We start from the raw sequence: 18,254 nt of genomic DNA, 5'->3' as shown, positions 1-18,254 counted from the left end.
GGGTCCGGGACTATGGTCGCGCGTATGAAGATTCTCATCATTGAAGACGATCTCGAGGCGGCAGCCTATCTGGCGAAGGCCTTCCGCGAGGCCGGCATCGTGTCCGACCACGCCAGCGACGGCGAGAGCGGCCTCTTCATGGCCAGCGAGAACAGCTATGACGTGCTGGTGGTCGACCGCATGCTGCCGCGTCGGGACGGCCTGTCGGTCATCACCGAACTCAGGCGCAAGGACGTCCACACGCCGGTGCTGATCCTCTCGGCGCTCGGCCAGGTGGATGACCGCGTCACCGGCCTGCGCGCCGGCGGCGACGACTATCTGCCGAAACCCTATGCCTTCAATGAGCTGCTCGCTCGTGTCGAAGTGCTTGGCCGCCGCAAGGGAACGCTTGAACAGGACATGGTCTATCGTGTCGGTGATCTCGAGCTTGACCGCCTGTCGCATTCGGTGCGTCGCCAAGGCAAGGAGATCCCCTTGCAGCCGCGTGAATTCCGCCTGCTCGAATATCTCATGAAGAATGCCGGCCAGGTGGTGACCCGCACCATGCTGCTCGAAAACGTCTGGGACTACCACTTCGACCCGCAGACCAATGTGATCGACGTGCATGTCTCGCGCCTTCGTTCGAAGATCGAGAAGGATTTCGATGTACCGCTGCTGCGCACCGTGCGCGGCGCCGGCTACATGATCAAGGATGACCGGGCGCCCGCATGAGCAAGCTTCGCGTTCTGTTCAGAACGACTGCGGTTCGGCTTTCCGCCCTTTATCTGGTCCTCTTTTCGCTCTGTGCGGCCTTTCTCGTCTTCTATGTGACCGGCATGTCGGAACGGCTGCTGCAGCAGCAGACCCGTGACGCCGTTACCGCCGAGGTTACGCAGATCGAAGAGGTCTATAACCGTGCCGGCATGAACGGTCTCCTGCGCTCGCTCGAACGGCGGGCACGCCAGCCGGGCGCCAATCTCTATGTGATTGCCGGTCCGAGCGGCGAGATCCTGGCCGGCAACGTCGCAAGCCTCGAGCCGGGGCTGCTCGACAGCGAAGGCTGGACCGAACGCCCCTTTGTCTATCAACGCTATACGGACGAGACGAAGAAGGACAGCCATGTCGCGCTCGCCCATGTGCTGGTGCTCGACAATGGCCTGCGCATTCTTGTCGGCCGTGACCTGCAGGAGCCGCAGAAGTTCCGCGCCCTGGTGCGGCAGGCGCTGATGGTGGCACTCGGCGTCATGGGCCTCGGCGCACTCGTCATCTGGTTCGGCATCGGTCGAAATGCCCTGAAGCGCATCGACCGCATGTCGGAGGCGAGCACCAAGATCATGGCTGGCGATCTTTCGCAGCGCCTGCCGATGAGCGGCTCGGGCGACGAGTTCGACCGGCTTTCAGAATCGCTGAACGCCATGCTCGGCCGCATCGAGAAGCTGAACGAAGGGCTGCGCCAGGTCTCCGACAACATAGCCCACGACCTGAAGACGCCGCTGACGCGGCTGCGCAACAAGGCGGAGGCCGCGCTTGCGCGCAAGGGTACCAGCCAGCGTGGCGCCCTTGAGGAGATCATCGGCGAGTCCGACCAACTGATCCGCACCTTCAACGCGCTCCTGATGATTTCCCGCGTCGAGGCGGGGTCTTCAGCGGCCGAGATGAGCGATATCGACCTCTCGCAGATCGTCGGCGATTGCGTCGAGCTCTACGAGCCGGTTGCGGAAGACGTTGGCCTCAGGCTGGAAGCCGATGTCAGCCAGAACATCACGATTTCGGGCAACCGGGAGCTGGTCGGCCAGGCGCTCGGCAACCTGATCGACAATGCCATCAAATACGCCGATGGTGCCGACAATCCGCTAATAAAGGTCACCCTGGAAAAACGAGACGCACGCGTGCTGCTGTCGGTTGCCGATCATGGGTCGGGCATACCCGAAGCAATGCGCGACGAGGTGGTCAAGCGTTTTGTCCGTCTGGACGAGAGCCGCTCCAAGCCCGGGACTGGCCTTGGCCTTTCACTGGTCGAGGCGGTCATGGAAATGCACCACGGATCGCTGCGTCTTGCCGACACCGCGCCAACAGCTGAAGTGGGCGGCAAGGGGCTGACGGTGCAAATGGTTTTCCCGGTGGCCGCAACCTGATAGACCGGTTCCCGGAGAACGAGAGCGGCTCGAGGGAGGTGGCATGCAGGAACAGGTGCAGCAGTGCTGGGCGATCGAGACGGTGCCGATCCGGCCGGCAAGCCAGACCGATGCCAAGGCTGCGCTCGCGGTGCTGAAGGACATGGCCAAGGGCCACGACAAGGTCGCAAGGCTGCTTGGCTCCGAAACCCCGTTCAAGACCTTTGTCGTTTCGGCCTTCGCGCTTTCGCCCTTCCTGCGTGACACCGGCGGCAGCCAGCCGGCCATTCTCGAAGAGCTGTTGTCGACCGACCTGACCGTGTTCCTGACGGAACGGGTGCGGCGCGCGCGCGAGGCCTGGCGCCCGAGCGGAGCGGGTGCGGCCTTGACCGACGCGGAGATCATGGCGCGGCTGAGAAGGGCCAAGCGCGAGCTCTCCTTCGCGGTGGCGCTTGCCGATCTCTCCCGCCGGTTCGATGGTCGCGAAACAACGCGCTGGCTCAGCGAATTTGCCGGGGCCGCCGTCTCGGCGACGATCGACCATCTGCTCTTGAGCGCCCATGAGAGCGGAAAGCTCGTCGTCAAGGACGTCTCATGCCCCAGCGCCGGTTCCGGTGTCGTCGTGCTTGGCATGGGCAAGCTCGGCGCCTTCGAGCTCAACTATTCCTCCGACATCGATCTCGTCGTCTTCTACGATCCGCAGTCGGGCATCATCGTTGAGCGTGACGACGCGTCCGAGACCTTCGGTCGCCTCTTGCGCCGGCTGATCCGCATCCTGCAGGAGCGCAGCGGCGACGGCTACGTCTTCCGTACCGATCTCAGGCTGCGACCGGATCCGGGCTCGACGCCGCTCGCAATCCCGGTCGAGGCGGCCATGCTCTACTACGAGAGCAGGGGACAAAACTGGGAGCGAGCCGCCTTCATCAAGGCGCGACCGGTCGCCGGCGATATCGAAGCGGGCGAGCAGTTTCTGAAGGAGCTGACCCCCTTCGTCTTTCGCAAGTATCTCGACTATGCGGCGATCGCCGACATCCACTCGATCAAGCGCCAGATCCATGCGCACAAGGGCCATGGCGAAATCGCGGTCAAGGGACACAACATCAAGCTCGGCCGCGGCGGTATCCGCGAGATCGAGTTCTTCGTGCAGACGCAGCAACTGATCGCCGGCGGCCGCATGCCGGAGCTGCGCCAGCGCGCCACTGAGCCGATGCTGCGGGCGCTGGTCAAAGCCGGCTGGATCGACGAAGAGACGGCTGACGAGCTCATCGAAGCCTATTGGTTCCTGCGCGACGTCGAACACCGGATCCAGATGGTGCGCGACGAGCAGACCCACGTGCTGCCGGAGACCGAGGGGGAGCTGAAGCGCATCGCCTACATGCTCGGCTTCGAGGATACGGCTGCGTTCTCGAAGGCCTTGTCGCGCGTGCTGAAGACGGTGGAGCGCCGTTACGCCCAGCTCTTCGAGCAGGAAGCCAAGCTCTCGAGCGAGACCGGCAACCTGGTCTTTACCGGCCAGCGCGATGACCCAGATACGCTGGAGACGTTGAAAAAACTCGGGTTCCAGCGGCCATCGGATATCTCCCACACGATCCGGACCTGGCATTACGGCCGCTATCGCGCGACGCAGTCTGTCGAGGCGCGGGAACGCTTGACCGAGCTGACCCCGGAGCTGCTGCGGGTCTTTGGCGAAAGCCGACGGGCCGACGAGGCGCTCTTGCGGTTCGACAATTTCATCTCCGGCCTGCCGGCCGGCATCCAGCTCTTCTCGCTGCTGGGCAACAATCCAGGCCTGCTGTCACTGATCGTCAACGTCATGTCGTCGGCCCCACGGCTGGCCGAAATCATCGCGGCGCGTCCGCATGTCTTCGACGGCATGCTCGATCCCGGCCTGCTCGCCGAACTGCCGACCCGAGAGTATCTGGCGCCTCGCATCGCCAACTTCGTCGGGGGCGCCCGTCACTATGAGGACGTGCTCGACCGCCTGCGCATCATTGCCGCCGAGCAACGGTTTTTGATCGGCATCCGGCTGTTGACTGGTGCCATCTCCGGCGCTCAAGCCGGCCGCGCCTTTACCGACCTTGCCGACCTCATCATCGCGGCCGCGGTCAAGGCGGTGCAGGAAGAGGTCCGTTCCGCCCATGGCGACTTCCCCGGTGGCCGTATCGCTGTCGTCGGCATGGGCAAGCTCGGCAGCCACGAACTGACCGCCGGCTCCGACGTGGATCTCATTCTGCTCTATGACTACGACGAGGCGGCAACTGAGTCCGACGGCGCCAAGCCGCTTGACCCGACACGTTACTTCACCCGGGTGACCCAGCGCCTGATCGCCGCTCTTTCAGCACCGACCGCCGAGGGTGTCCTCTATGAAGTCGACATGCGGCTTCGGCCGTCCGGCAACAAGGGTCCGGTCGCGACCAGGATCAACGCCTTTGCCAAGTACCAGCGCGAAGAAGCCTGGACCTGGGAACACCTGGCGCTGACACGGGCGCGCTGCATCTGTGGCGACGACCGGCTGATCGGTGAGGCCAAAGCGATCTTCGCCGAGATCCTCGGGCGCAAGCGTGAGGTCGCCAAGATCAGTGCTGACGTGATCTCGATGCGCGAGATGATCGACAGCGAGAAGCCGCCGAGCGACATCTGGGACTTCAAGCTTATTCCGGGCGGGCTCGTCGATATCGAGTTCATCACGCAGTATCTGGCACTCGTCGCCCCCGCGAAGGGCGTTCAGCCGCTCGCGGCCGGCACCAATACTGCCGAAGCGCTGAAGATGCTGGGCAGTGCCTTGATGAACCCGAACGATCTCGATGTCGCCATGGAGGCGCTCCATCTCTTTACCGAACTCTCGCAGATCGTGCGCCTGTGCATCGAGGGCGAGTTCGAGCCGAAGGATGCGCCTGCGGGCCTCATCGATCTCGTCTGCCGGGCAGGGGATTACCCGGACCTGAAGAGCTTGGAGGTGGATATCCGCCGGCTGTCCAAGGCGGTGCGGCGTGTCTTCCAGGCGGTGATCTCGGCCTGACTGTTGTCAGGCCCGATCGGGAATACGCACCGAAATGATGGTGCCGACGTTTTCGGTCGAGTGGATCTTCATGCTGCCGCCGTGAAGGCGGGTGAGCGAGCGCGAAATCGCCAGGCCCAGCCCGGATCCGCCCTTGCTCTTGGCATATTGGCTCTGCACCTGTTCGAAGGGCTGGCCGATCTTTTGCAGCGCGTCGCGCGGGATGCCGATGCCGGAGTCGGCGATCGTCAGGGTCACAGCACCGGTGACCTTGCGGGCTCGGAGCGAAATGCGCCCGCCTTCATTGGTAAACTTGACGGCGTTCGAAAGCAGGTTGAGCAGCACCTGCTTCATGGCGCGGCGATCGGCGACCATCGTCAGGCCCGACGAGATCTGCTGCACCACGTGGATGCTCTTCTGCTCGGCCGGAATGGTGGTAAAGCGCAGCGTCTCCTCGATCAGCGGCGCAAGATCGATCGTCTCGCGGCTGATGCGCATGTGCCCGGCCTCGATCTTCGACATATCGAGGATGTCGTTGATGACGTTGAGGAGATGCTTGCCGCTCTCGTGAATGTCACGCGAGTACTCGTTGTACTTCTCCGAGCCGAGCGGTCCGAACATCTGGTTCTGCAGGATTTCCGAGAAGCCGAGGATGGCGTTGAGCGGGGTCCTGAGCTCATGCGACATGTTGGCCAGGAACTCAGACTTGGCACGGTTGGCCGCCTCGGCACGCTCCTTCTCCGCCTGGTAATTGGAGTTGGCGACCGAAAGCTCGGTCTTCTGCCGCTCCAGCGTCATGCGCGAAGCCGAGAGGTCGCCGATCGTTGCCATCAGCCGCCGCTCGGACTCACGCAGGCGCACCTGGTGGCGCTTGAGAAGCGTGATGTCGGTGCCGACGGAAACGAGACCGCCGTCGCGTGTGCGCCGCTCGTTGATCTGCAGCCAGCGCTCGTCGGCAAGCTGCACCTCGCTCGTCTGCGACTGGTTGCTGCGATCCGGGTCGGCGATGCGCCGTTCCACCACCGGACGGACCGCTGCGGCATGGACGGCGATGCGTTCGGTCCCTGGAACAAGCACGTGGTCCGGCAGCTTGTAGGCTTGCTGGAAGTGGGCGTTGCACATGACCAGACGGTCATGTTTGTCCCACAGCACGAAGGCTTCCGACGTACACTCGATGGCGTCGGCAAGGCGCTGGTCGGCTTCGGCATAGCGCTGTGCCAGCCGGTGCTGTTCGGTCACATCCATGGCGATGCCGATCAGATGCGCCCGGCCTGAAACCGTCCGGATGATTTCCGCGCGAGCGCGCAGCCACACATAATGGCCATCCGCATGCCGCATGCGGAACACCTGGTCGATCTGTCGGGCGTCGCCGCGGGCGATGGTTCGCGCTACGCCATAGATGCCGCGGTCATCGGGGTGCATCAGCCGTGCCGCGTCGCCGAAGGAGAGCACGCTGCTTTCGCCGGGCATGCCGAGCATTTCGTACATCGAGCGCGACCAGAACAGCCGCCGGTTTGCGAGGTCGAAGTCCCAGAGGCCGCAGCGGCCGCGCGACAGCGCTGTTTCGACGCGCAGGTTGGATTCGGCAAAGACCGAGTCGGCATCGCGGGCGCGCTTGGCCTGGATGTAGTAGGCGTAAAGCACCATCAGCAGGATCGCCGAAATGCCGGCAAAGAGCGTCACGTTGAGCGAGACCTCGTCGCGCCAGGTGGTTTCGAGCTGGGTAAGTGGCGTTGCCGCCAGCACCACCCCGGCTGCGTCGGGTAGTTGCGCGAGCGCGACGATATGGGCGATGCCGCCGATCGGCGTTTTCATGATGCTGGAACGCTCGCCGTAATACTGCAGCGTCGCAATGTCCGGCGCGACCGCGGCAAGGGTCCGGCCGATCAGCGCTGCACCTTCCGGCGTGCTGGCGAAGATCCGCCCGTCCTTGCGCACGGCAAGCACGAAGGTGCCGCGATCGAGCATGCCGGTGGGCAGATATTGGCTGAACCGCTGTTCGGCGTCCATGCGCCGACCCTCTGCAAACAGCGCTGCGCCATCCGCCTGGAAGGCGGCGACGGCGGTTGCGGCTGCGAGCCCGACGGTCTGACGGGCGTTGTCTTCCATGCGCGCATGCTCGCCCATGATGCTGGACATGCGCGAGACCGCCACGATGATCAGGAAGGCTATGATGAGGATCGGGATTGAACGCTTGAGAATAGGTTCAGCACTCGCGAGACGCCGCGACGCCGGCTCGGCGAAGATCTTCGCCTGCGAGATGAACTCCTGCTCCAGGCCTGAAAGGCCCGGAAGCTTGAGTCGCAACCGCCCGTCGGCTGCGCTCGCTCGTCGCGCGTCCGCCATCTTTCCCAATCCGAAACCCTCTGATGATTCGCCGCGCCGCTCGCCCGAATCTGACTCAATGAATCACAGGGCGATTCGCCTTGTCCAGTGGCGTTGGTAAAGATTTCTTAACCATTTCTTATCGTTGGAAAATGATAGGCCGGGCTGCTTGTGCAGCCCGGCCTATCGAAAAAGCCGCGTGAACTAAGGGCGATCAGGCCTTCAGCATGCGCTCGACGATGTCGCCGACATCGGCGGAAAGCTTTGACGCGCCTGCAATTTCCTTCAGCGCCTTGCGGGCGTGACCAGCGCGCTTGTCCTCGAGCGAACGCCAGGAGCGCATCGAGGTGAGGATGCGGGCGGCGAGTTGCGGATTGCGCGGGTCGATGTCGAGAATCTGGCGCGCGAGGAAGCGGTAACCTTCGCCGTCGGCGCGGTTGAAGCCGGTCGGATTGGCGAATGCATAGGTGCCGACCAAGGAACGCACGCGGTTCGGATTGTTGCCGTTGAAAAGCGGCTCCGTCATCAGCGCCTTGACCCGATCGAGCGTGCCGGCGCCGGGGATCGTCGCCTGCACGGCGAACCACTTGTCGATCACCAGCGCGTTGTCGGCGAAACGCTTGCGGAACGTTGCAAGTGCGTCCGCGGTCTCGGCCGCATCCGGGAAACGATGGGCGAGCAGCGCCAGCGCGTGGCTGAGATCAGTCATGTTGTTGGCTGCGGCAAAGGCGGCCGCTGCGCGCTGCGGTCCATCGTCGCCGTGGACCAGATAGGTGAGGGCGCTGTTGCGCAGTGCCCGTCGTCCGGCGCTTGCGGCATCCGGGCTGAAGGCCCCGGTGGAGACCAACTCGTCAGCCAAGCGCAGGAATGTGTCGCGGCCGGCCACGGCAATGGCAGACAGGATCTGCTGGCGTGCGGCGTGAATGGCGTCCGGGTCGTTGTTGGTGCCGATTTCGCGGGCGATGTCGGATTCGCTCGGCAGCGCCAGCGCCTGCGAACGGAAGGCCGGCTCGAGACTGTTGTCGGCGGCTGCGCGGATCAAGCCGTTGATCAGCGCCTGGTCGCAGGTGGCCTTTTTGCCGGCGCGCACAGTTGCTGTCGCTTCCACCAGGTTGGTCAGTGCTATGGCATTGAGTGCCTGCCAGCGGGCGAAGAGATCGCTTTCGTGGTGAGCGATCAGGGCGAGGTCCTCGGCGCTCTGCTCGATATGCAGGTTGATCGGCGCGGAGAAGCCGCGGTTGAACGACGGCACCGGTCGCGACGGGATGCCCGAAAAGACGATGGTCTGCTTGCGCTCGGTAAGGTGCAGCACGTCGCCGGTCATGTCGGCGCCAGTAAGGCCGGAAAGATCGGCTTCGCTGCCGTCCTCAAGCAGGAGACCCATCTTGAGCGGAATGTGCATCGCTTCCTTTGCGCCCTGTCCGGGTGTCGGCGGCACGGTCTGCTCGAGCGACAGGGTGAAGGTCTGCTTTGCAGCGTCATAGGCGCCGGAAGCGGTGACCAGCGGCGTGCCGGCCTGATGGTACCAGAGCGCGAACTGGCGAAGGTCACGGCCGCTTGCTTCTTCGAAGCAGGCAACGAAATCCTCGATCGTCACGGCCTGGCCGTCATGCCGGTCGAAATAGAGATCCATGCCCGTCTTGAACAGATCGCGGCCAAGGATCGTCGCGATCATCCGGGTGACTTCCGAGCCCTTTTCGTAGACGGTGGTCGTGTAGAAGTTATTGATTTCGCGGTATTTCGTCGGGCGAACCGGATGGGCAAGCGGACCTGCGTCCTCGGGAAACTGTTCCGACTTCAGGTGCCGGACCTCGGCAACACGCTTGACCGCGCGCGAGCGCATGTCTGCGGAGAATTCGTGGTCGCGATAAACCGTGAGGCCTTCCTTCAGGCACAGCTGGAACCAGTCGCGGCAGGTGATGCGGTTGCCGGTCCAGTTGTGGAAATACTCGTGTGCGATGATCGCCTCGATGTTGGCGTAGTCGGCATCGGTCGCCGTTTCCGGATCGGCGAGCACGTATTTGTCGTTGAAAATGTTGAGGCCCTTGTTCTCCATCGCCCCCATGTTGAAGTCGGAGACGGCGACGATCATGAAGATGTCGAGGTCATATTCGCGACCGAAGACCTCCTCATCCCACTTCATCGAACGCTTCAGCGCATCCATGGCATAGGCGGCGCGGGCCTCCTTGCCGTGCTCGACGTAGATCTTCAGCGCCACGTCGCGGCCGGACATCGTGGTGAAGGTGTCCGCGACGACACCGAGATCGCCGGCAACGAGCGCGAAAAGATAGCTCGGCTTCGGATGCGGATCGAACCAGGCGGCAAAGTGCCGGCCGTCGCCCATGTCGGCGCCACCGAGAAAGTTGCCGTTCGACAGCAACAGTGGCGCGGACGCTTTGTCTGCAATGATGTTGACCGTGTAGACGGCAAGAACGTCGGGGCGATCGGGGAAATAGGTGATGCGGCGGAAGCCTTCGGCCTCGCACTGGGTGCAGTAGATGCCGTTGGTGCGGTAGAGGCCCATCAGTTGGGTATTGGTTTCCGGCGAAAGCAGCGTCGTGATGGTGATTTCAAACGGTGCTGTTTCAGGCAGGCCGCGGATCGTCAAAGTGTCGTCGGCGACGTCGTAGAGCGACGGTGCGAGCGCTTCCTGGTCCAGCAGCAGCCCGGTCATCTTCAACTCGTCGCCGTCAAGAACGAGCGGTGCCGATGCGTCGACGCCTTCGCGACGATGGAAGATCAACCGGGCTTCGACCTTGGTCTCCTTCGGATCAAGCTCGAAGGTCAGATCCACTCTCTCCAGAACGAAATCGGTCGGCCGGTAGTCTTCCAGATGAATGATCTGGCCAGTATTTGTCCGCATGGTCAGTCCCGCTTGCGCCGTTCTACTGGAGAATTTGTAGTGGGCGCCTGTGATGGTGAAAAGGCCAAGGGGCGAAAAGCCGGATATTGCCACGCGATTGTGATGCCGGCGACCGCACTTCCGGCAGAAAAGACATGGCGTCCGATAATCTTCCCGCTCCTTATCGGATTGAGGTGTATCGAAGTGGCACTAACAAGACATAAACTGGAAAGGTTTTTTTCGCTTCAGCTAAACAAAACCTGACCCTCCCCCGAACGCCGCCGAAACCGATCAAGAAAAAACGTCTTTCATCACGAAGTTTGATCCGACTTTCTTGGCAAGCGTCGCTAAGGTGGGGTCATCCTGCGACGGGTTCCTCCGTCAAGTTCCCCAAGCCAGCTGCCTGCGCCTGCCAAGGGTGATGCAGACTGTTCGAAAAGTGCCTGCGATGGATGCGGAAGTTCAAAGCCCGATGAAGGGGATCCTGCTCAAGGTCCTTTCCGTCGTGATTTTTGTTTGCATGTCGACCTTGATCAAGGCGGCCGGAAGCGAGATCGCCACGGGGCAGATCACCTTCTACCGCTCGGCCTTCGCCATGGTGCCGATCCTCGGTTATCTCGCTTTTCGCGGAAAGCTACGCGATGCGTTCAAGACCAAGGATATCGGTGGGCATATTGCCCGTGGCTTCATCGGCATTCTGGCGATGAGCTTCGGCTTCTACGGCCTGGTTCACCTGCCGCTGCCCGAGGCGATTGCCATCGGCTATGCCATGCCGCTGATCGCAGTCGCCTTTGCCGCGATCTTCCTTGGCGAGACGGTGCGGCTCTATCGTTGGTCGGCCGTCGTAATCGGGCTGGTCGGGGTCATGATCATCACCTGGCCGCGGCTGACCCTTTTCCGCGAAGGCGGGTTCGGTTCGCTAGAGGCGCTCGGTGCGGCCTCGGTGTTGGTCTCCGCCGCGCTCGGGGCGGTGGCGATGGTTTTGGTGCGCAAGCTGGTCAAAAACGAGAGAACCCACACGATCGTGCTTTACTTCTCGCTGTCGGCCTCGGTCTTCTCGCTGGCGACGCTGCCGTTCGGCTGGCCGTCGATCTCGCGCGAAGCCTTTCTCTTGCTGATGGTCGCCGGCTTTTGTGGCGGTGTGGCGCAGATCCTGTTGACCGAAAGCTATCGTCATGCCGACATGTCGACGATTGCGCCCTTCGAATACACCTCGATCGTGCTCGGCCTGATCATCGGGTACTTCCTGTTTGACGACATCCCGACGGCAACGATGCTGCTCGGCACGGCGATCGTCGTCGGCGCCGGCATCTTCATCATCTTCCGGGAGCATCGCCTCGGGCTCGAGCGCAAGGGCGCGCGCAAGCATGTGACGCCGCAGGGCTGAATACTTAAGGGCGGGGCTTTTCCCATGCGGGCACCGTGTCGTCGTCGATCAACGGTTCCGGCACACTCTGCTGGCCCATCGGGCTGGTTACGTCGGGGCCGGGCGTCGGCACGACGCTCGTTGCTTGGAAATCGGTCTTGGCCACCAGACCCTTGTGCTGCTCGCGCTGGAGAATGCGCCATGCGGCGTAGCCGCCATAAAGGGCGAAATAGACGGCAAGGACCAGGAACAGCGCCGCCGGGCCGAAACGATCCATGACCGGGCCGACCATCAGTGGGCCGGAAATCGTGCCGAGACCATAGGTGATCATCAGGCCGGACGAGGTCTCGACATACTCATTCGGCTTGGCGAGGTCGTTCGCATGCGCCACGTTCAGCGCATAGATCGGGAATAGCACCGAGCCGACGAGCGCGGCGATGGCGTAAAGAATGGCAGGCTGACTGCCGATCGCAGCCGACATCAACAGGCAGGAGACGACGCCGACGATGCCGCAGCCGACCATGACGATGCGACGATCGATCTTGTCGGAGAGGCGGCCAATCGGGATCTGCGAGAGGGCGCTGCCGGTCAGGAGCGAGGCAAGCAGCGTTGCGCCTTCAGCCGTCGACAGGCCGATCTTCTGGGTGAAAACACCGCCGAGGTTGAGCCACGCGCCCGAGAGCGCGCCGGCAAGAAAGCCGCCGACGACGGCGACCGGCGAGCGGCGGAAGAGTGCGGGAATATCGAATTTCGCCTGCGCCGGTGGTGCCGGCATGGGCGAGGAGGAAAGTGCCGTCGGCAGAAGCGCAAGCGAGAACAGCACGCTGCAGAGCATGAAGAGCGAGGTGTTGGTCGGATCGCCGAGCGGCACCATGTACTGACCGCCAATCGTGCCGACCATCGTCGTGATCAGGTAGAGCGAAAACAGGAGGCCGCGGTTCTCGTTGGTGACGCGCTCGTTGAGCCAGCTTTCGATGACGAGGTAGCTGCCGGAGATGGCAAAACCGGAGATGGCGCGAAACGCGATCCAGGCGCGCCAGTCGACAACGAGGCCGCAGAGCAGGATGGCGATCGAGAGCAACGTGATCAGCGCCGTAAAGACCCGCACGTGCCCGACCCGCAGCACGAACTTCGGGGTGATGACGCAGGAGAGCGTAAAGCCGACGGTATAGCCGGTGGCGATCACCGAGACCGTCAGCGTCGACCAGTTCTCGGCGACCGAGCGCACCGGGATGACATAGCTCTGAAGGCCGAAGGCGACCATCATGAGCAGGGTCGATACCATCAGGCTGAGAACGGAAGCGAGGCTGGCCAGCATCGGCGCTCCTGAAAACGTGGCGTTCCGTCAATCACGGTTGACGGGTGCACAATTGGAGCGAGGAACGTTCTGGCGGGAGCCGGGTGAGCCTGACACTCCAGGTCGGGACGAGTGTGGCTCTATCGACTTTTTCAGGCCCTGTCGATTGCGACAGGCAATGGCAAAAAGGCGGTGCGCCCTTTCGCGAGTAGCAATCAGTTGGGCAGAAGCGGGCTCACGGCAACGCGATGGGCGCGGCGTGCATCCTGCATGGTGCTGAGAACGGTGTATTCGCGCGAGGCGCGCACGGCAGTGCCGATGTCGGAGATCGAATCGAACAGGACCTTGAGGCTGGCGATGGGCTTGGTCATGGTTTCGTTCCTTATCTCGTCGTCGGTTCGCAAAAACCATACGTCACGCAATACGCTGATGTCGCGTATCGCGTGGGGATCAGCGCTGGATGAAATCGGCGAAAATCTGCGCCGGACGGGTGGTCCGGGCAAGGCCGATCGCGGTCATCTGCTCGTTGGCCGCCGTGCCGAAGCGGTTGAACGGCGTCCGTTGAGCAGCACCGGTGTGACGGAGCGTCTCAAAGCTGCTGTGGATCGGACGAAAGCGGGCAGTCATGGTTCAATTCCTTAATTCCATTCCTCCCGTGTCAGTATATTGCGCCGCAACATTGCTTTTTGCAATGCGTCATAATGCGCCGCTGATATGCGCAAACCGCATGGCTTTCTTCATTCTTTGTTCATAAATCGGGCTGGCGGGCCGGCGCCTCGTTGACGCCCGGCATCGAAGCGAAGATCAGCCCTGAATCCTGGCCTTGAAGGCAAGCAGATCCTGCCAGGCGAAACGCTTGTTCATCGGTGCCGTCACCAGATCCTGCGGGTGCAAGGTAGCAAGGGTCGGCACCGTGATGCCGCCAACCGGAAGGTCGCGCCATTCGCCGCGCAGCTGGTGGATCGTGTCGTTGCCGCCGAAGAAGAAGCGCGCGGTGAAATTGCCGAGCAGCAGCAGATGCTTGGGCTCGGCAAGCGCGATCTGGCGCTCGATAAAGGGACGGCAGATATCGGCCTCGCGTGCCGTCGGCACCCGGTTGCCCGGAGGCCGCCAAGGCACGACGTTGCTGAGCAGAACTTGTTCACGTGCGAGACCGATGCCGGCGAGCATCCGGGTCAGCATTTCCCCAAGGCGCCCGGCGAAGGGCTGGCCGTCGCGATCATCGTCGGCATAGGGCATCGGGCCGACAACCATGATGCCGCCTGCCTCGTCACCCTCGGCAAAGACGAGGTTGCGGGCGCTGTTCCTGAGGTTGCAGCCGGCAAAACCCTCCATCGCCACCCGAAGTTCCGCGAGCGAACGCGCCGACCCGGCGGCAAAGCGGGCTTCCTCGATAGCCTGGGCGTCGGGAATGGCCACCGCAGGCGTGCTTGCGACGGGGGCGGGTGCCCGGACCTCACGCGATGGCGTGGAACCGGGCGCTGCCGGGGCTTGACGTGGCGCAGGTGCCCCGCCGCTTTCGACTTCGGATCGTTGGCTGGCGGCGGACGGTGCGCGTGCACTGCCGCGCGCCGTCTTCATTGCCTCGAATTCGGCAAAGCGGTCGACAGGTTCCTCTTCCAGCAGCCATTCGACGCCCGCATCCGCATGGAAGGCGAGAAGGGCGGCAAGCTGTGCCGGAGAGAGGTCGTGGGCGGAAATCATGGGCGCCAACCTAACCCATAAGCCGTCGAACCGGAACACGTTTTCCGGTCCTTGGCGTCCCTATCCAAGGTCATCGATCGCTTCGAAACCATCGACCGGCGCCGGCTCAGGCGGCGTTGGCCGTCCAGTGAGCGATGTCCTCGTGCTCGCCGATCAGCGCCAGGCCGTGGGCGATCGACAACAGTTCGCCACCGCTCTCGATGCGGCTGGCATCGAAACGCCGCTCGAAGATCGAACGGACCGCCGGGACAAAGGACGTGCCGCCGGTGAGGAAGACCTTGTCGATCGTCTCAGGCGGGGTCGAGGTCGATTGCAGCACGTCGTCAAGCGCGCCTTCGATGCGCGCGATCTCCGGGGCGATCCAGCTTTCGAACTCGCTGCGGCGAACGGTGCGGCGCGACATTTCCCCAAGCGGAGCGAAGTAGAATTCGGTCTCGTCTTCTTTCGACAGTTGCATCTTCGTTGCCGAGATCGCGTTGTAGAGCGGGTAGCCCTCGTCATGTTCGATCAGGTCGACGAAGGCTTCGAGCTTTTCCGGCTCCAGGCTCTGGCGCACGAGCTTCTTCAGATCCGTGAAATCTTTCAAAGTCTTGAAGATGGAAAGCTGATTCCAGCGGCCGAAATTTGCATAGTAGTTCGACGGCACTTCAAGCAGCTTGTCGAAGCTCTTGAACAGACTCCCCTTTCCGATCAACGGCGAGACGACATTGTCGATGATGCGGAAGTCGAAATGGTCGCCAGCAATGCCGACACCCGAATGGCCGATCGGAGTTGCGGTCAACCGCCCGGCCCTGGTCTCGAAGCGGATCAGCGAATAGTCGGTGGTGCCGCCGCCGAAATCGGCGACGAGCACGGTTGCGTCCTGCTTCAGGTTTTGCGCGAAGTAAAAGGCGGCCGCCACGGGTTCGTAGACATAGTGTACTTCCGGAAAGCCGAATTCGGAGAGCGCTGTGCCGTAGCGATCAAGCGCCAGCGCCGGGTCTGGGTTGGAGCCGGCGAAGTGAACGGGCCGACCGACGACGATGCGGCTGTATTGGTCGGTCCAGCCGTCGCCGGCATAGTCGCGCAGCTTGTTGAGGAAGACCCGCATCAAGTCTTCGAAGCTGTGGCGCTTGGCAAAGACCTGCGTGCCTTGGAAGAGGGGGCTTGCCGCAAAGGTCTTGATCGACTGCAGGAAGCGACAGTCGCCCGGATTGTCGATGAAGGCTCGGATTGCCGCCTGACCCGCTTCCACCTTCAGCGCCTGGGCGCCAAGCTGGGCGTCCTTCATGAAGGAGAGGGCCGTGCGCATGGCGTCGGTCGAGCCGGCAAGACTGTCGAATCGCATCGAATGGGTGGCGTCACCGGCGGCAACCGCCAGAACGGAGTTGGTCGTGCCGAAATCAAAGCCCAGTGCCTTGGCCATGGGTGTCTCTCCTTGCGTCTGGCGTCGCTTCGCCGCCCGGAAGGGAGCCGGTGGCGCGCAACGCAACTTGAAATCTGTCGGGCCGCCTTCGCCTAAACGGGCAGCCGGTTCCACGACCGACAAAAGACACGTCGTCCTGGCGCCAGAGGGCGCCTTGCCGCGTGCCGATTGCGATTGGGATATGCCGGCGCGTGCCGCCGGAGGGGTGGCGGCCTCGTCGCACGGCTCTTCGGCAAAAGCAAGGCCGCATGCTCAATAGCGTCGTTGCGCGACAATTTGATGTATTTACGTTTACGTGCACGTCATATAGACATTTGTCCTAAAGTCATGACCTCATGCGCAAAAGCGGGCATCGCCTGTCGCATCCCGGCTCGACAAGCCAAACTGCATTTGCCATGACGGGATGATATGCCCTGGGAACTGAACCGGCAGAAGACCGGTGAGACTGGAGAGACCGCATGACCGAGCAAGAATTGCCCGAACGCGAGAGCATGGAGTTCGACGTTGTGATCGTCGGCGCGGGGCCGGCCGGTCTTGCAGCGGCGATCCGGCTGAAGCAGGTCAACCCGGATCTGTCGGTCGTCGTGCTCGAAAAGGGCGCCGAGGTCGGCGCGCATATCCTGTCGGGCGCAGTCGTCGATCCGATCGGTATCGACCGGCTGCTGCCGGGCTGGCGCGACGAGGCCGACCATCCGTTCAAGACCGAGGTCACGGACGATCACTTCCTGTTCCTGGGTCCCGCCGGGTCGATCCGCCTGCCGAATGCCCTGATGCCGCCGCTGATGAACAATCATGGCAACTACATCGTCTCGCTCGGAAACGTCTGTCGGTGGCTGGCAAGCCATGCCGAAGCGCTCGGCGTCGAGATCTATCCGGGCTTTGCTGCAACCGAAGTGCTCTACAACGACGAGGGTGCGGTCATCGGCGTCGCCACCGGCGACATGGGCATCGAGAGGAACGGCGAGCCGGGGCCAAACTTCGCCCGCGGCATGGCGCTCTTGGGCAAGTACACGCTGATCGGCGAGGGCGTGCGTGGTTCGCTCGCCAAGCAGCTGATCGCCAAGTACAAGCTCGACGAAGGCCGTGACGTGCCGAAGTTCGGCATCGGCCTGAAGGAGCTCTGGCAGGTCAAGCCCGAGAACCACAAGCCGGGCCTGGTGCAGCACTCCTTCGGCTGGCCGCTCGGCATGAAGACCGGCGGCGGCTCGTTCCTCTACCATCTCGAAGACAACATGGTCGCGGTCGGCTTCGTCGTGCACCTGAATTACAAGAACCCCTATCTCTTCCCGTTCGAGGAGTTCCAGCGCTTCAAGACGCATCCGGCGATCCGCGGCACCTTCGAGGGTGGCAAGCGGCTCTCCTATGGCGCGCGTGCGATCACCGAGGGTGGCTACCAGTCGGTGCCGAAGCTGTCCTTCCCCGGCGGTGCGCTGATCGGCTGTTCGGCCGGTTTCGTCAACGTGCCGCGCATCAAGGGCAGCCACAATGCGGTGCTGTCGGGCATGCTGGCGGCTGACAAGCTGGCGGCGGCGATTGCGAACGGTCGCGCCAATGACGAGCCGGTCGAGATCGAGAACGAATGGCGCCAGACCGATATCGGCAAGGACCTGAAGCGGGTCCGCAACGTCAAGCCGCTGTGGTCGAAGTTCGGCACGGCGGTGGGCGTGGCGCTCGGCGGTCTCGACATGTGGACCAACCAGCTGTTCGGTTTCTCGTTCTTCGGCACGCTGAAACACGGGCTAACCGATGCACAGTCGCTTGAGCCGGCAGCAAAGCACCAGAAGATCGACTATCCGAAGCCGGATGGCGTCCTGACCTTCGACCGTTTGTCCTCGGTGTTCCTGTCGAACACCAACCACGAGGAAGACCAGCCGGTCCACCTCAAGGTCAAGGATCTTGATCTGCAGAAGCGCTCCGAGCATGACGTCTATGCCGGTCCGTCGACGCGCTACTGTCCGGCCGGCGTCTACGAGTGGGTGGAAAAAGACGGCAAGGACACCTTCGTCATCAACGCCCAGAACTGCGTGCACTGCAAGACGTGCGACATCAAGGACCCGAACCAGAACATCAACTGGGTACCGCCGCAGGGCGGTGAGGGGCCGGTCTATCCCAACATGTGATGGTTGCAAGGGCCGCGCGGACCCTTGGATCGAGGCGGCTCACCGTAACGGAACGTATTGGCGAAGCGGCGCCGGAGTAGATCTCCGGCGCCGCTTCGCTTTGA

12 protein-coding genes are annotated in these 18,254 nt (G+C 62.8%); 5 read left to right on the top strand and 7 right to left on the bottom strand.

Going from position 1 to position 18,254, the window contains the following annotated elements; translation table 11 throughout:
* Window positions 1-12 precede the first annotated feature (12 nt).
* From MKZ91_RS05785 to MKZ91_RS05775, 3 genes are read left to right on the top strand one after another with little or no spacing between them, the layout of a single operon-like run.
* On the top strand, window positions 13-711 hold the full coding sequence (locus MKZ91_RS05785) for a response regulator transcription factor (protein WP_336168933.1): 699 nt from the start codon (window positions 13-15) through the stop codon (window positions 709-711).
* Window positions 708-2,114, top strand: coding sequence for a sensor histidine kinase (locus tag MKZ91_RS05780; protein WP_336168931.1), 1,407 nt, complete (start codon window positions 708-710; stop codon window positions 2,112-2,114). Before MKZ91_RS05785 ends, MKZ91_RS05780 begins: the two co-directional genes overlap by 4 nt.
* A gap of 43 nt (window positions 2,115-2,157) precedes the next feature.
* On the top strand, window positions 2,158-5,112 hold the full coding sequence (locus MKZ91_RS05775) for a bifunctional [glutamine synthetase] adenylyltransferase/[glutamine synthetase]-adenylyl-L-tyrosine phosphorylase (RefSeq protein WP_336168928.1): 2,955 nt from the start codon (window positions 2,158-2,160) through the stop codon (window positions 5,110-5,112).
* A 6-nt stretch (window positions 5,113-5,118) separates the two neighbouring features.
* On the opposite strand, the gene MKZ91_RS05770 is transcribed toward MKZ91_RS05775, so the two are convergent.
* Both MKZ91_RS05770 and pepN read right to left on the bottom strand, forming a co-directional pair.
* Window positions 5,119-7,446, bottom strand: coding sequence for a PAS domain-containing sensor histidine kinase (locus MKZ91_RS05770; RefSeq protein ID WP_336168926.1), 2,328 nt, complete (start codon window positions 7,444-7,446; stop codon window positions 5,119-5,121).
* A gap of 184 nt (window positions 7,447-7,630) precedes the next feature.
* The gene (pepN, locus tag MKZ91_RS05765; protein WP_336168925.1) at window positions 7,631-10,279 is read right to left on the bottom strand and encodes an aminopeptidase N; all 2,649 of its coding nucleotides are present in this window, start codon (window positions 10,277-10,279) and stop codon (window positions 7,631-7,633) included.
* A gap of 427 nt (window positions 10,280-10,706) precedes the next feature.
* On the opposite strand from pepN, the gene MKZ91_RS05760 reads away from it, so the two are divergent.
* Window positions 10,707-11,645: a DMT family transporter gene (locus MKZ91_RS05760; RefSeq protein ID WP_336168924.1), complete on the top strand. Its 939-nt coding sequence runs from the start codon at window positions 10,707-10,709 to the stop codon at window positions 11,643-11,645.
* 4 nt (window positions 11,646-11,649) lie between these two features.
* On the opposite strand, the gene MKZ91_RS05755 is transcribed toward MKZ91_RS05760, so the two are convergent.
* The 5 genes from MKZ91_RS05755 to MKZ91_RS05735 all read right to left on the bottom strand — a co-directional run bounded on the left by MKZ91_RS05755 (window position 11,650) and on the right by MKZ91_RS05735 (window position 16,030).
* Window positions 11,650-12,942, bottom strand: coding sequence for an MFS transporter (locus MKZ91_RS05755; RefSeq protein ID WP_336168922.1), 1,293 nt, complete (start codon window positions 12,940-12,942; stop codon window positions 11,650-11,652).
* A gap of 194 nt (window positions 12,943-13,136) precedes the next feature.
* On the bottom strand, window positions 13,137-13,292 hold the full coding sequence (locus MKZ91_RS05750) for a hypothetical protein (RefSeq protein WP_336168921.1): 156 nt from the start codon (window positions 13,290-13,292) through the stop codon (window positions 13,137-13,139).
* A 79-nt stretch (window positions 13,293-13,371) separates the two neighbouring features.
* Entirely contained in the window at window positions 13,372-13,548 is a 177-nt protein-coding gene (locus tag MKZ91_RS05745; protein WP_156134297.1) for a hypothetical protein, read from the bottom strand.
* Window positions 13,549-13,725: 177 nt separating this feature from the next.
* Window positions 13,726-14,625, bottom strand: a complete 900-nt coding sequence (locus tag MKZ91_RS05740; protein ID WP_336168916.1) for a uracil-DNA glycosylase — start codon at window positions 14,623-14,625, stop codon at window positions 13,726-13,728.
* Window positions 14,626-14,731: 106 nt separating this feature from the next.
* Complete coding sequence (locus tag MKZ91_RS05735; protein ID WP_336168914.1) at window positions 14,732-16,030, bottom strand: Hsp70 family protein; 1,299 nt, start codon at window positions 16,028-16,030, stop codon at window positions 14,732-14,734.
* A 458-nt stretch (window positions 16,031-16,488) separates the two neighbouring features.
* Here MKZ91_RS05735 and MKZ91_RS05730 point away from each other — a divergent pair, with 458 nt between their 5' ends.
* On the top strand, window positions 16,489-18,150 hold the full coding sequence (locus MKZ91_RS05730; RefSeq protein WP_336168911.1) for an electron transfer flavoprotein-ubiquinone oxidoreductase: 1,662 nt from the start codon (window positions 16,489-16,491) through the stop codon (window positions 18,148-18,150).
* Window positions 18,151-18,254: the final 104 nt, after the last annotated feature.

Source organism: Ensifer sp. MJa1 (genome assembly GCF_037026475.1).
Lineage (GTDB): Bacteria > Pseudomonadota > Alphaproteobacteria > Rhizobiales > Rhizobiaceae > Ensifer.
This window is presented reverse-complemented; position numbering and strand designations above follow the sequence as displayed.

What these genes read in the sequence shown, in the direction of transcription:
- MKZ91_RS05785 (WP_336168933.1), top strand. Translation starts at nt 13, where the DNA reads ATGGTCGCGCGTATGAAGATTCTCATCATTGAAGACGATCTCGAGGCG.
- MKZ91_RS05780 (WP_336168931.1), top strand. Translation starts at nt 708, where the DNA reads ATGAGCAAGCTTCGCGTTCTGTTCAGAACGACTGCGGTTCGGCTTTCC.
- MKZ91_RS05775 (WP_336168928.1), top strand. Translation starts at nt 2,158, where the DNA reads ATGCAGGAACAGGTGCAGCAGTGCTGGGCGATCGAGACGGTGCCGATC.
- pepN (WP_336168925.1), bottom strand. Translation starts at nt 10,279, where the DNA reads ATGCGGACAAATACTGGCCAGATCATTCATCTGGAAGACTACCGGCCG.
- MKZ91_RS05760 (WP_336168924.1), top strand. Translation starts at nt 10,707, where the DNA reads ATGGATGCGGAAGTTCAAAGCCCGATGAAGGGGATCCTGCTCAAGGTC.
- MKZ91_RS05755 (WP_336168922.1), bottom strand. Translation starts at nt 12,942, where the DNA reads ATGCTGGCCAGCCTCGCTTCCGTTCTCAGCCTGATGGTATCGACCCTG.
- MKZ91_RS05750 (WP_336168921.1), bottom strand. Translation starts at nt 13,292, where the DNA reads ATGACCAAGCCCATCGCCAGCCTCAAGGTCCTGTTCGATTCGATCTCC.
- MKZ91_RS05745 (WP_156134297.1), bottom strand. Translation starts at nt 13,548, where the DNA reads ATGACTGCCCGCTTTCGTCCGATCCACAGCAGCTTTGAGACGCTCCGT.
- MKZ91_RS05740 (WP_336168916.1), bottom strand. Translation starts at nt 14,625, where the DNA reads ATGATTTCCGCCCACGACCTCTCTCCGGCACAGCTTGCCGCCCTTCTC.
- MKZ91_RS05735 (WP_336168914.1), bottom strand. Translation starts at nt 16,030, where the DNA reads ATGGCCAAGGCACTGGGCTTTGATTTCGGCACGACCAACTCCGTTCTG.
- MKZ91_RS05730 (WP_336168911.1), top strand. Translation starts at nt 16,489, where the DNA reads ATGACCGAGCAAGAATTGCCCGAACGCGAGAGCATGGAGTTCGACGTT.